Annotated in this window: 14 protein-coding genes; 5 read left to right on the top strand and 9 right to left on the bottom strand. The window is 37.3% G+C overall.

The window, feature by feature from the left end:
• Positions 1-165: 165 nt before the first annotated feature.
• Positions 166-819: a phosphate signaling complex protein PhoU gene (gene phoU, locus D7I46_RS06350; RefSeq protein ID WP_120772132.1), complete on the top strand. Its 654-nt coding sequence runs from the start codon at positions 166-168 to the stop codon at positions 817-819.
• 264 nt (positions 820-1,083) lie between these two features.
• On the opposite strand, the gene D7I46_RS06345 is transcribed toward phoU, so the two are convergent.
• The 3 genes from D7I46_RS06345 to D7I46_RS06335 all read right to left on the bottom strand — a co-directional run bounded on the left by D7I46_RS06345 (position 1,084) and on the right by D7I46_RS06335 (position 4,823).
• Entirely contained in the window at positions 1,084-2,058 is a 975-nt protein-coding gene (locus tag D7I46_RS06345) for a S66 family peptidase (RefSeq protein WP_120772131.1), read from the bottom strand.
• Positions 2,059-2,239: 181 nt separating this feature from the next.
• On the bottom strand, positions 2,240-3,511 hold the full coding sequence (gene serS, locus D7I46_RS06340; protein ID WP_120772130.1) for a serine--tRNA ligase: 1,272 nt from the start codon (positions 3,509-3,511) through the stop codon (positions 2,240-2,242).
• Positions 3,512-4,469: 958 nt separating this feature from the next.
• A complete protein-coding gene (locus tag D7I46_RS06335; RefSeq protein WP_240424363.1) occupies positions 4,470-4,823 on the bottom strand; it encodes a DUF956 family protein in 354 nt (117 codons plus the stop codon).
• 640 nt (positions 4,824-5,463) lie between these two features.
• Between D7I46_RS06335 and D7I46_RS06330 the strand changes: the two genes are divergently transcribed.
• Positions 5,464-6,132 (top strand): YitT family protein, encoded by a 669-nt coding sequence (locus D7I46_RS06330; RefSeq protein ID WP_120772128.1) that lies wholly within the window; start codon positions 5,464-5,466, stop codon positions 6,130-6,132.
• On the opposite strand, the gene D7I46_RS06325 is transcribed toward D7I46_RS06330, so the two are convergent.
• The 5 genes from D7I46_RS06325 to D7I46_RS06305 form a co-directional block, all read right to left on the bottom strand.
• The gene (locus tag D7I46_RS06325) at positions 6,129-6,515 is read right to left on the bottom strand and encodes a DUF956 family protein (protein WP_120772127.1); all 387 of its coding nucleotides are present in this window, start codon (positions 6,513-6,515) and stop codon (positions 6,129-6,131) included. The genes D7I46_RS06330 and D7I46_RS06325 overlap by 4 nt on opposite strands.
• Before the next feature lie 132 nt (positions 6,516-6,647).
• Positions 6,648-7,589, bottom strand: coding sequence for a PTS system mannose/fructose/sorbose family transporter subunit IID (locus D7I46_RS06320; RefSeq protein WP_120772126.1), 942 nt, complete (start codon positions 7,587-7,589; stop codon positions 6,648-6,650).
• A 21-nt stretch (positions 7,590-7,610) separates the two neighbouring features.
• The gene (locus tag D7I46_RS06315) at positions 7,611-8,414 is read right to left on the bottom strand and encodes a PTS mannose/fructose/sorbose transporter subunit IIC (protein ID WP_120772125.1); all 804 of its coding nucleotides are present in this window, start codon (positions 8,412-8,414) and stop codon (positions 7,611-7,613) included.
• Positions 8,415-8,433: 19 nt separating this feature from the next.
• Positions 8,434-9,426 carry a PTS sugar transporter subunit IIB gene (locus D7I46_RS06310; RefSeq protein ID WP_120772124.1) on the bottom strand — a complete coding sequence of 331 codons (993 nt, stop codon included), beginning with the start codon at positions 9,424-9,426 and terminating at the stop codon, positions 8,434-8,436.
• Between the two features lie 264 nt (positions 9,427-9,690).
• Positions 9,691-9,897, bottom strand: a complete 207-nt coding sequence (locus tag D7I46_RS06305) for a ferredoxin (protein ID WP_120772123.1) — start codon at positions 9,895-9,897, stop codon at positions 9,691-9,693.
• Between the two features lie 46 nt (positions 9,898-9,943).
• Here D7I46_RS06305 and D7I46_RS06300 point away from each other — a divergent pair, with 46 nt between their 5' ends.
• The 3 genes from D7I46_RS06300 to D7I46_RS06290 all read left to right on the top strand — a co-directional run bounded on the left by D7I46_RS06300 (position 9,944) and on the right by D7I46_RS06290 (position 12,671).
• A complete protein-coding gene (locus D7I46_RS06300) occupies positions 9,944-10,453 on the top strand; it encodes an SAG1386/EF1546 family surface-associated protein (RefSeq protein WP_120772122.1) in 510 nt (169 codons plus the stop codon).
• Positions 10,454-10,506: 53 nt separating this feature from the next.
• Entirely contained in the window at positions 10,507-11,169 is a 663-nt protein-coding gene (gene cmk / locus D7I46_RS06295; RefSeq protein ID WP_120772121.1) for a (d)CMP kinase, read from the top strand.
• Positions 11,170-11,291: 122 nt separating this feature from the next.
• On the top strand, positions 11,292-12,671 hold the full coding sequence (locus D7I46_RS06290; RefSeq protein WP_120772120.1) for an LCP family protein: 1,380 nt from the start codon (positions 11,292-11,294) through the stop codon (positions 12,669-12,671).
• 38 nt (positions 12,672-12,709) lie between these two features.
• On the opposite strand, the gene D7I46_RS06285 is transcribed toward D7I46_RS06290, so the two are convergent.
• Entirely contained in the window at positions 12,710-13,567 is an 858-nt protein-coding gene (locus D7I46_RS06285) for a sugar ABC transporter permease (RefSeq protein WP_120772119.1), read from the bottom strand.
• Between the last annotated feature and the right edge of the window lie 2 nt (positions 13,568-13,569).

Below are 13,569 nucleotides of genomic sequence, written 5' to 3'. Positions count from 1 at the left end.
ACGTATGAAGCAAGCGGAGCTTGTATCAAAACGTAGTTCGACAAAAAAGTAGAGTTGACTTCACACGTCGATTGCTAAATTTAGCGATGAGTTGAAATCTGCACGGAATAAGTTTTAACTTTATGCTATAATAGCTATAATTATTTAAAAAAAGAGGAATATACCATGCTTCGTACACAATTTGAAGAAGATCTTAATAAACTTCATAATCAATTTTATTCAATGGGAACGCAAGTTTCAGCTCAATTGAACAAAGCAGTTCGTGCATTTGTCAGCCACGACCGTGATTTAGCAGAAGATGTTATTGAAGGCGACCATGCGATTAATGAGCAAGAAAAAAGTCTTGAAACTCAATCATTGGAAATGATTGCACTCCAACAACCTGTATCAAGTGATTTGCGTACTATTATCACAGTGCTTAAAGCTTCATCAGACCTTGAGAGAATGGGGGACCATGTTGCCTCTATCGCTAAAGCAACGATTTCACTTAAAGGTGAAGAACGAATCCATATTGTTGAAGAAGATATCAGCCTTCTTGGTGAAAAAGTGAAATCAATCGTTGATGCATCGCTGAATGCCTATATTCAAGGCAATGATAAACGTGCGCATGAAATTGCGGAACAACAATACACGATTAAAAATATGAGTCGTGAAATTCAAGAAAAAGTTCTTGAAGGGATGAAGGAAAACTCTGAAACAGTAACCACTGGTAAGGAATATCTTCTCACGCTTGTTTATCTTGAGCGTATCACAGGTTATGCTGTGAACCTTTGTGAGTGGATTGTTTACTTGAATTCAGGTAATATTATTGAACTTTAACAAAAAAAGTTCTGGCTATTTGGTCAGAGCTTTTTTATTATATATCAATTTTCTATAGTTAATCTCTTGTAAGAACCCAAAATTTAATTGACGTTGCAGACTGACTTTATAGCGCAAAGAAACGTCATGACACGTACTCAGTGCGCCCTTCTGGGAAAGGAGTTCTATGGTGCTGAATCACAAATGAATATCCTATAAAACGAGAAGTTCAAATCGTAATTCATATTCATAAATTTTTCGTTCCATGCTAAATTACTCCGCTAATTATCCATTAAGTACCTGTATTTTTAACGGGTCAGTAGAGACCTCAACTTCACCACCTAATGGAAAGGTGAAAATCGGTTGAGTATGTCCAAAGTCAACATCATAAATTACAGGAATCTTCTTGAGAATAGGATGTTTGTCCAAAATAAAATGTAGAATCTCTGGTGTCATTTGTTCCTCTTTTGGAAAACGTCCGATGACTAATCCAGAAATATCAGGATAAACTTGTAAAAAGTGTGCTAACTCTCTATCCCAGTCATAAAAATCTTCTTGCTCAGCATTTTCCAAAAAAGCAATCGGACACTTAGCTTTAACTTGAGCATTTGTACCAGTGACCAGCATTAAAGTATTTAGATTGCCACCTAAAATCGTGCCACGGGCATATCCAGAATTGTAAACTTTCCATGAAGCAGGAAGCAGATGGCGGGATTGTGTTGGATCATACCACGCATCACTAGTGTAAAAATCGCTTGCAATGAGTTCATATGAGGTCTGACCAGCCACGGCTTTGAGCCATTCAGCAGTTTGAAAATCTTGTCCTTCATCCATCAAAAAAGCGATGTATCCTGGCCCATAGTAAGTCACAAGTCCTGTATTTGCAAAGATGGCATGATGAAGTACAGTGATGTCTGAAAAACCACAGAATATTTTTGGATTTTTGCGAATAATTTCCCAATCAATATAAGGGAGAAGTTCGTTAGCATCAAATCCACCAATCGTGCATAAAATCGCTTTTACATTTTTATCCAAGAAAGCAGCGTGGAAGTCTGCGATACGTGAAGGAATGCTACTTGATGTAAGCAAATCATTTTCCAAAATATGATCACCAAAGGTTACCTTGAAACCAAGAGATTCAAGGCGTTTTTTAGCTTTTAGTTTTTCGTCAAATGGGCCTGTGCGTAGTAAAGATGAACTTGGGGAAATGACACGAATTTCGTCAGTTTGTTTTAGTTTCTCAGGGAAAATTTTATTCATAAAAAGTCCTCCAACTTGAATTTTATTTATTATATCACTTACAAGAAATTTTTTCTTATTAGGACTGTGGTCATGATACTGACAGAAGATAACTATTGTTATTGAAAGAAGTTGTCATTGAATTGATGATTAAAAAAATCCTGTCAGTATGCTGACAGAAATTTTTCAAAGTGATAATCTATTATTTAATGACTTCCAGACCGCCCATGTAAGGACGAAGCACTTCAGGGATAGTTATAGAGCCGTCAGCATTTTGGTAGTTTTCTAAAATGGCAGCAACAGTCCGCCCAACAGCGAGTCCAGAGCCATTCAAAGTATGAAGAAGCCGTACTTTTCCATCTTCGTCACGATAACGAATTTGCGCACGGCGAGCTTGAAAATCTTCACAGTTTGAGCAAGAAGAAATTTCACGATAAGTATTTTGTGCAGGAATCCATACTTCTAGGTCATAGGTTTTAGCGGCAGAGAAGCCCATATCACCCGTTGAGAGAGCCATAACACGATAAGCAAGTCCCAACTTTTGGAGAATATTTTCGGCGTTTTGAGTCATCTTTTCTAATTCATCATAAGAATTTTCAGGTTTTGTGAATTTTACCATTTCTACTTTATGAAATTGGTGTAAACGAATCAAACCACGCGTGTCACGTCCAGCAGAACCAGCTTCAGAGCGGAATGAAGGGCTCATAGCTGTAAAATAAATGGGGAGTTCGCTACCATCTAAAATCTCACCACGATAATAATTTGTCAAAGGAACCTCAGCCGTAGGAATCAAGACAAAGCCACGTTCGTCTTTTAGCTCAAAGGTATCTTCTTTAAATTTAGGATATTGACCAGTGCCAAACATTGAATCTTGATTAACCATATAAGGTGGAATCATCTCAGTATAACCTTCTTTAGCGTGCTCATCCAACATAAAGTTATAAAGTGCACGTTCAAGCCTTGCACCAGCACCCTTGTAGAACAAGAAACGTGAACCAGTCACCTTTCCACCGCGCTCCCAGTCAAGAATATTGAGCGCCTCACCCAAGTCCCAATGTGCTTTTGGTTCAAAGTCAAATGTTGGTACATCTCCGATACGACGGACTTCTACATTGTCGTCTTCATCAGCGCCGATAGGTGTGCTGTCAGCAGGAATATTTGGTAGAGTTGTTGTATACTCGGTCAATTTTGTTTCGATGTCAGCGAGTTTAGCATCAATACTTTTCACTTCTGCAGAAACTTTTTGCATCGCAGCAATTTGAGCAGAAGCATCTCCTTTAGTACGCTTGATTTGAGCGATTTCTTCAGAAACAGCATTACGTTCTTTTTTTAATTCTTCTGATTTAACGATAAGTTCACGGCGGCTAACATCAAGCGCACGAAGTTCTTCTAGTGTTTCTTTAGCCACACCACGAGTGGCTAATTTTTTAGCGACTTCATCAAAGTCTGAACGAATTCTTTTAATATCTAACATAAGATTCTCCTTGTAAAATGTGAGCTTAACTATTTTTATACTGGTTCATCTTCAATTCTACTTAGTGAAATTACGGCTAGCAGGCTCCGCATAGCGAATCATTTCGCCTTGTGCAGCTTAGAGCGAATGGATACCTGTGGTGTATCAGCAGCGTGGTGCGATAGCACGGAGATAGAATTGTTAGATAAACTGTAACCATACTGCTTTGCGATGATTGGGAAAAGCGATGTTTTTCTCATCTGCAACCTTGGTGCAAGTATGTCAGCGCAAAAAATGGTTTGCGTCTTACGCAAAGGGAGCGAGCATAGACAGCGTAGCAACTTTCAAGCGGTACGTTTAAAAGTTAAACAGTATTAGTTTCATCACTTCAAAATAGTTATACTCAGTTGTTTAAGATTTTTAACTTATAAATCATCCCTGACAGCATCCTGTCAGTATTTTATCTCACTGACGAAAATCTGTCAGTAAAATAAAATATAAAAACGCCCAAAATTCATAAGAATTAGGGCGCTGTTATTGCACGGTTCCACCTAAATTTACTGACAGAAATTTTGACGAGCTGTCAAAACTATCAGAACTCTAGCACTCATAACGTGAGCTAAACGTTCTCATTTTCACGAGAAAAATAAAGAAGTAGAAGGTCATTACTCTATTTTACTTGTTCACACCACCCACAAGTTCTCTACAAAAATAAATGCTAGACCAGCTTCTGTCCTCTATTTTATCAAAATATCTATTGTTTTGTCAAAGATTATCGGATATGGTTTAGAGATTTCTCATAAAAATGTTATCATTATATTATAGGAAAATGTAATTAAAAGAAGGAACATCTGGATTATATTATTAGGTTTAACACCATAAAGTCACAAGCTCAAATCTCAATTTGCTAAAATGCCACCTAAAAGAGGTCTCATTTTTTAGGTGGTTTGGTCATAGTATGGCTTAACAAGTCTTACTTTTATAGTTTAAGTCCGTCCACTAGAGGTGCCAGAAGACTGCGACTTCTAATTAATTTATCAGTACCAATTTGTTGACCGATTCGTTTCAAGATTGCTCCAGAATCTTTAGAGGAAAATCTTACTTTAGAATTTGTATTTAAATATAGGCCAAATTGTGAGCCGACTTTTCCTCGAAGAGACACATCCAATTCAACTTTGACAATTGTATGCCAAGGAAAGCTGAGATTTTTCCCAATCCGAGGGTTTGAATACTCAAATTCAAATCCTAAAGGAGTCAATTTTATTTCACCATTTTCAACGGCGCCCAAAAAAACGCGCCCCTTGGCAGTGTAATCAATCTGGTTGTTATTCATTTCCATCTCATTAACCTCACTTATTATTGTACTGATAAAAGTATTAGGAGCAATTTGTTATGAGGTTGCTTCATGATTCTATCCTACACAAATACAATAGTTTTATCTACAGCTTATTTAAACGACTAAGTTGGAGCAGGATTATAGTTTAGTTTGTTGTGAAAATCAACAACGTCTGCCGCAAAAATGATGCCATTGCGACTAATAAAATCCTGTTGGATTTCAAAATAGGACTAATATAGTCTTAGTCTGTAGCTTTGTCCTATTCATAAAAGCTTCTTACAGCACCATTATATCATAATAACACACATCTCACTATACCAGTTTCATTTTGAATTTCTATAATGTTTCAGACATTTGAGTACTTTCTCGACTTTAAGTTACTGACAGAATTTCTGTCAGTAAAAAAACTTTGATTGATTTTAAAAACATAATAATATAACTGATAGTAATTTTATTATAGACAATTTGTTGTGAAAATCAGGGCAAATGCAAGTGTTACCAGTCATCTTCGAATCAATATTAGTGTTGTAAAAATGAATGATACTTGCCTTACATAATTCTATAGGATTTTAAAGTGCTAACCAGTATATCAAAATGACGACCAATACATCAACTCAACATCCCAAAGGAGGACCTTGTGCACATTATAGGCGTAAAAATCGACCAGAAATTTATAAAAGATTTAATTGTACTCATTTTAGGGGTAGGCTGTTACATTTTATCCGTGCGACTATTCGTTATTCCTAATCTTCTCGCAAGCAATGGAATCGCAGGATTTTCAGTATTTATGAACTTTGTTTTTAATTTAGACCCAGCGCTTACTTTTTTTGTTATTAATATCCCACTGTTTCTCTTTGGATGGCGTTTACTGACCAAGCGTGAGTTACTGCTCAGCATTCCTGGTGCTCTAGCGATGAGTCTTTGGATGATTGCCTTTGAATTTATGGGAATACAAGGATTTCAACTTAATCAAATCATTTTTGCAGGTATTGCTGATGGTATATTATCAGGGATTGGTGCAGGACTAGTTGTAATATCAGAAGGTACTTTTGGTGGCTCTCTATTACTAAGCAGAATGATGGAAGACCAGTGGAAACTCCCAATTGACCGCGTACTCTTTGGAATAGATGTTGTAGTCATGATTCTCTCACTATTAACCTATCTTGCTTTTCCAAATTTTGCAGTTACACTGCTCTCGTGCTTCATTTTCAGTAAAGTCACACGTTTTATTGGACGTAAAGAATATCGTTTACGTGTCATTGAAAGATTAAAATTTAATAATTTAAGAAAACAAAAAGAGGATTAATCCTCTTTTTTTCTCCTCTTAAAAATAGAAGTAATCGTACTCGAAAATCTCTTTGATTTTACAACTCTTTCATTACCAATATATTGGCGAATAATGCGTAGAATTTTTCCCGATTCCTTTGAAGAAAAACGTACTTTCTGACCATTGGCAAATACGACATAGAATTGACGCCCAATCTGATATTCTCCCTTAAGAGATTTAGTCACATCGCCTTCAACGACCTTGATTGAATTCCATGGAAATTGCATATTCTTCTCAACATCACGGTCATCAAAGAACTCAAATGCCCGATCCCCTATCATAATTTGTCCATACTGTGGAAAACCAAGATAAGCTATCGCTTTACCATTATAATCCACCTTTGTGTTCAGTGATTGAGCCACTCTATCTCACTCCATTCAAAATAAATATATACCCATTATACCATAAGAAAGCGCTAATTTCATTACGATTCCGTAAAAAAGAAAATGAAAAAGTCGCCAGAAACTGGCGACCAAATTAATTTAATATAATTATTAAGCAAGACCAGCAACGCGGAGCAAGATACCCACAACGAAGAGAGCGATGATAATAACAAGTGGAGCGTTTTTAGATTTCCATTTACGCAAGATAGCGATAACGAGGAAAGTCAAGAGCAAAGCAACAAAACCAGGAATCAATGAATTAAATACATCGTTCAAAGATTGTTGTTTGAAGTTTTCAAGGCTAAGTCCGCCTTTGAATTGACCAAGAATATTGTGAAGGTCAGTTCCTGAAACAGAACCTTTAGGGAAGTCAATATAACCTCCATCTTGAATAGGTTGTTTAGGAAGCATAGCATTTGGACCAGCAAAGCTAATGTTAACCCAACGTTGAATCAAGGCACCAAGGATAAACATACCAAGGATAGATGCACCTTTAGTCAAAGTTTGAAGGAAACCACCACCGAGGTCAGAAGTAATGTTAACCCCTTGTTTATATCCAAATTCTTGAGTATACCACAAGAAAGCGATACGGATGATATTCCATACAAAGAAGAAGAACAAAGGAGCAATAATAGAACCACCAGTTGCAAGAGATGCAGCTACGGCACCAACGATAGGACGTACTGTAAACCAGAAGACAGGGTCACCAACACCAGCGAGAGGACCCATCATACCAACTTTAACCCCTTGGATAGCTGCTTCATCAACATCACCACCATTAGCGATTTCTTCTTCAAGGGCAAGAGTAACACCGATGATTGGAGCAGCTGGATATGGGTGAGTGTTAAAGAATTCCATGTGACGTTTGAGGGCAGCTTTAGCACCATCAGAGCCAGCAGGATAGAATTTCTTCAATGCAGGAAGAATTGCATAGAGGAAACCAAGGTTTTGCATACGTTCGAAGTTCCATGAACCTTGCAAGAACATTGAGCGAACCATTACTTTGAAACGTTCGTTTTTAGAAAGGCTGAACTTTTTATTTGTATTTTCCATTTTTATAAGTCTCCTTTCCTATTAATAATCGTTCAAGATATCGCCAATTGGGTCACCAGAACCACCAGCAGCACCACGTGAGTTTCCTGCTTTTTCAAGGTTGAGATAAACGATAGCGATAACGACACCAAGGATACCCATAGCAATCAAAGTCAATTGTGAAATTGGTGCAAGAGCAAATCCAAGGAAGAAGAAAGGCCAGAGTTCTTTAGTAGCCATAAGGTTGATAACCATTGCATAACCAACGACAACAACCATACCACCACCAACAGCAAGACCACCAGATACCCAGTCAGGGATAGCATTCAAGGCAGCTGTAACTGTTTTTGCAGGGATAGCCAAGATGATACCAGCAGGGATAGCAATACGCAAACCTTGAAGAAGGAGCGCAAACATATGCCAACCAGCAACACCATTATAAGAACCTTTTTCAGCAGAAGCATCAGCCAAGTGAATGATACCAACTGAAAGGAAACGAACGAATGTAGTAAGAACCAAACCAGCAGTTGCAAGCAAGATACCAGTAGGAACGATAACACCCATAATGTGGTTCAAATCGTAGTTACCACCTTGAACCATCAAGATAGCAGAAGCGACAGAAGCAAGTGCAGCGTCGGGAGCGACAGCAGCACCGATATTAGCCCAACCAAGGGCGATCATTTGAAGGGCACCACCGAGGATAATACCTTGTGCCAAGTGACCAGTAGCAAGACCAATCAATGAACAAGCAAGAATAGGTTGGTGGAATTGCCATTGGTCCAAAATACCTTCAAGTCCAGCAAGGAACGCGAAGATAAGGACAAAAATGACTGAAATAGCACTCATTTTATTTAATTCTCCTTAATTATTTAACATTTGCTTTTTGAATCAATGCGAACAAATCAGCTCTTGAGTCAGTTGGAACTTTACGGACATCAAAGTTGATACCAAGATCACGCATTTTTTCAAAGGCTGCAACATCACTCTTATCAGCAGAAAGAACAGTATTCAACATAGTTTTACCTGCTGAGTGAGCCATAGAACCAACGTTAATCGTTGAGATGAGACCAGGAACGGCTTCAACAATTTCTAAAGCATCATGTGGGTTTTCAAAGAGCAAGAAAGCGTGTGTTCCACCAAAACGTGGGTCTTTAGCAACCTCAATCATTTTCTTGATTGGAACAACATTAGCTTTAACTCCTGGAGGAGCAGCTTGTTCAATCAGAGTCTTACGCATGGTATCTTTGGCAACATTGTCAGAAACAACAATGATGCGGTCAGCTTTAGAATCTGGAGTCCATGCTGTTGCAACTTGACCGTGAAGCAAACGAGTGTCAATACGAACGAGGTTGATTTTAATTTTACCATCGCCGATGACTGTCCCTTCTGGAATAGCGCCTTGTGCGGCTACAGGAGCAGCTGCCGTAGCAGTTTCTTCTGCGGGTTGAAGCTCATCAGGAAGAACGCGTACGCCTGCCTTAGCTTCTTTCATAATGTTCGCCACTACTTGTTCAATACCAGCAGACGCATCCATCATACGCTCTGTGTAGGCTTGAATCAGCATTGGCAAGTTGAGGCCTGTGATAATGGCAATCTTGCGGTCAGGGTTTTCACCCATCACAGCGCTTGCTTGGTTAAATGGAGAACCGCTCCACAAGTCAGCAAGGACAAGAACATCATCTTCAGCATCAAATGTTGCGATAGCTGCTTCGATTTTAGCATGCAAATCAGCTGGTCCTTCGTTAGGCATAAAAGTAACAACTTGTACTTTTTCTTGCTCACCGAAAATCATAGAACCAGATTGTTTGATGCCTGCGGCGAATTCACCATGGCTCGCAATAACAATTCCGATACTCAATGTGAGTAACCTCCTATATAAGATTATAATAAAAATTATTACTTAGTCATTATACTATTTTAATCCAACATTTGCAAATGGTTTCATGAAAATAGAAAAGGGGTTATCTTAGCGTTGAAAGCCCTTTACAAATCAAGTTGTATAGACACTTTTAAAGCATGGTTTTGAAATTTATTCTTATAAAGAATACAAATTTTTTATTAAAAACACAAAATATTTATGAATTTGAAAACTTATGGTAAAATAGATAGTGATAAAATACTTCTAAATGTCCTCAAGGATTTTGAGGGCCCCAGTGGGACATAATTTAACGGCTGAACGGAGTGACGAAGTATCGGGTAATTCTTTTTGTTGTTGATCAGTAGCATAGAATTTGACAATACCATCATCGTGATAGTCGAATACTTCGGGTGCATGGACATGGCATAGCCCACATGCGATACATTTATCAGGAATAATTTTTATCTTCATATAGAGAATGATAATAAAAAAATGGTAAAAATGAAAGGAAAACGTCGTGTCAACGAAAGAACCTTGGAATAACGAAATATATCGTGCAATGCGAGAAGAACCAACAGAAATGAAAAGACAAGTTAGAATAAAAGATGAAAATAAGCGACCTTTAACGACACGCTTTTTGACTTTTCTTGTTGTCTTAATGTTTATTATTGTGGGATTGGCAATAGGTTTCATCCTATGGAATAGTCAAGTTCAAAGTAATGCGAGTATAGCGAAAAACTTCCATCAAGCATCAGTGAGCCAGAAAGAAACAGTGAAATCAAGTGATAAGACATCCGCTTCTTCAAACGCGACTACCAATACAAGTGTAAGTAGTACGAGTACCGCCTCTAGTAGTAGTGCTGCTGGTTCAACTTATACCGTTGTTGCTGGAGATTATCCTAGTACAATTGCTGCAAAAACGGGGATTGCATGGGAGACTATTGCAAGTTTGAACAATATCTCGGCAGATGGCTATAACGCTGATGGTAGTGCAATTCATGCAGGACAAGTTCTTAAATTAAAATAAAATTTATACAAGTATTAGCAATATCATAAAAGTAAATTTAGAAAAAGGATATTATGAAAAAGATTCAAATTGCTGTTGATGGACCAGCATCAAGCGGGAAATCAACAGTTGCTAAAATCGTAGCTCGCGACCTTGATTTAATCTATCTGGATACAGGCGCAATGTATCGAGCTGCAACATTTGTTGCTTTGCAAAAAGAAACAAATAAGGCAGAGGAAATTATTGATTTTATAAAACGTAATCCTATCTCTTTTATGAATGGTAAGAGTGGTCAAGAAGTTTATTTAGGACTAAATAATGTGACTCAAGTTATTCGGACTAATGAAGTTACAAATACAGTGTCTAAGATTTCAGCCATGCCAGAAATTCGTGAATTTCTAGTTGCTGAGCAGCAACGTATTGCTCATAACGGTGGAATCATCATGGATGGACGTGATATTGGAACTGTGGTTTTACCTGAAGCCGAACTTAAAATATTTTTAGTTGCTTCTGTGGATGAACGAGCAGAACGACGCTATAAAGAAAATATAGAAAAAGGAATTCCCACAAATCTTGAACAACTGAAAGAAGAAATCGCTAAACGAGATTATAAAGATAGTACGCGTGAGATTTCACCTCTGAAGCAAGCTAATGATGCTGTGCTCCTTGATAGCACAGGAAAAACAATTGAAGATGTTGTTTTATTTATTGAAGAAAAAGTAAAAGCAATTGTTTAAACAAGTGCTTTTACTTTTGGTATAAATAGGTGTTCCAAATGTGATATAAAAAGTGAAAAAACAGCTAAGGTATTTTTATGTATTTTGCACGAGCTAAAAAACTTTGGTATAATAAGTAGGAAATGAATGATAAAAAATATAAAAGACTAGAATATTTGAGGCATAACATTGATTATCTCACTATTCGCGAACGTCAAGAGTATTATGAATTACTCAATGAATTTACAGCACATGAAAGTTACTATAATCCTGAAGAGGCTGAGGAATATTCGGGATATGAAGCTCAGACTAATGATTATGATAGCGGTTATTCAGATGAAGGTGTCCAACATTCTTCTGCTTCAAATCGAAGAAGTGGGCGAAACTCATCAATATCTCCTACTCTAAGTGAGAGAAGAAAAAATGTTAAAAAAGATAAAGATTCAAAAAAATCTCCAAAGTTGGGAAAAAATGGTAAGAAAAAAAAGCATTGGTTGAGAAGGATACTCAGTGTCATTATTTTAATTATTGTAGTCATGGCAGGATTTTTCGTTTATGGCTATAGTCGAGGTGTAAAACATGAAGGAGGTGTGGCGAAACCAGAAACTTTTACTAGTTTAAAAAATTCTGATGGATCTGTTAATATTCTTCTTCTTGGAGCGGATAAACGCCCAGGTCAATCATCAGATGTGGCGCATACAGATACAATCATGGTGCTCCATATGAATGCTAAAGACCATCAAATGAGGCTTGTCAGTTTCATGCGCGATACACTGGTCAATGTGCCAGGAGTTAGTGGCAGCTCAAAAATCAACTCAGCTTTCACAGTAGGAGAGCAAGAGAATCGTCAAGGAGTGAACTTGATGAGTGAAACATTGAAAGAGAATTTTGGTGTCAACTGTCAATATTACGCAGTGGTAGACTTCTCTAGTTTTGCGACTATTATTGACTCTCTCTTCCCCACAGGATTGAAAATTGATGCGAAATTTTCAACAGTAAATGGACAAAAACTCAGTGCTGTACCTGTTCCAGATGATTTATCAGAAACAGAAGGTAAAACTTCTACCGATAAAGTCCTTACTGCAGATGAAGCGGCTGCTTTAGGTTATCCAGATGGTGGTGGAACATTCATGATGATTAAGCCAGGGGTTCAAAAAATGGATGGTCGCACTTTGTTGAACTACGCTCGGTTCCGTCATGATGATGAAGGAGATTTTGGTCGAGTAAAACGTCAACAACAAGTTTTAGAAACTGTGATGTCTAAAATGAAAAATCCTCTTACTCTTTTTACTGGTTCTAGTGCGTTGGGAACGACTCGTGCGGTCACAATGACAAATATTCCAAATTCATTCCTATTAACATCAGGAATCAAATCATTATTTGATATGAAAAATGGAATAAAATCAACAACAATACCAAATAATAATGACTGGCAAAATGCATATGATAGGTATGGAGGTTTAGGGCTTTCTATTGATATGGTAAAATATAAAGCGGAAGCTGAAAAACTTCTTGGACAATAAGTAAAAAAAGTCTCGTTAATATAACGAGACTTTTTTATTTATCCTTTGTCTGCACCAGCGGTAATTCCGTTGACGTAGAAACGTTGCATAATAATAAAGAGAATTGTGATAGGTACAGCGATAAGTACACTACCTGCGATAAACTGATAAAGGTTAGTTGCACTAGAACCTTTAGAGTTAGTCATCATATTTTGCAGACCATAGGCTACTGTACGTATTTTAGGATTTCCACCTCCCAATATATAGCTAGAGAATAGGAAATCGAGCCAAGGACCAATGAAAGCCATAAGAGAAGTGTAAACAATCATTGGACGAGATAAGGGTAAGGTGATTTTGATAAAAGTTTGCCAGCGTGAGGCACCATCAATGATTGCAGCTTCGTCAATAGAGCGAGGTATAGTATCTAAAAATCCTTTAAAGACATAGAAACCAAGTCCTGAGCCTCCGACATAAACTAAAGCCATTCCCCAAAGATTTAACATATTAATAGATTTTAAAATAGAATACATGGCAATCATTCCCATAATACCTGGAAACATCCCAATAATTAGGGCAAATTGTAAGAATGGTTTTCTAAATTTAAAACGTAAACGTGATAGGGAATAGGACATAATAGTCGTGATGAACGTATTAGCTACTGCACAAATAACTGCTAAGATAAAAGTATTTAAAACCCAATTTAAATAAGGGTACATAGGGTTATTGAAAATCCCTATATAGTTTTCAAGTGTCCAGTGAGTTGGAAAAAGCGTTTGAACAAATCCTGTGTTATTATTTTGAGCAAAGCTTGTCACTATCATCCATAGCACGGGAAAAATCCAGAGTAGCGCTAAAACAACTAATAGAATGTAACGCAAGATAAGAGAAGTTCTTCTTTGATTTTTGTAAGATTTCAATG

Origin of the sequence: Lactococcus allomyrinae (assembly GCF_003627095.1) — a bacterium.
Classification (GTDB): domain Bacteria; phylum Bacillota; class Bacilli; order Lactobacillales; family Streptococcaceae; genus Lactococcus; species Lactococcus allomyrinae.
The sequence above is the reverse complement of the archived record's forward strand: the minus strand, read 5'-3'. Positions and strand labels throughout refer to the sequence as shown.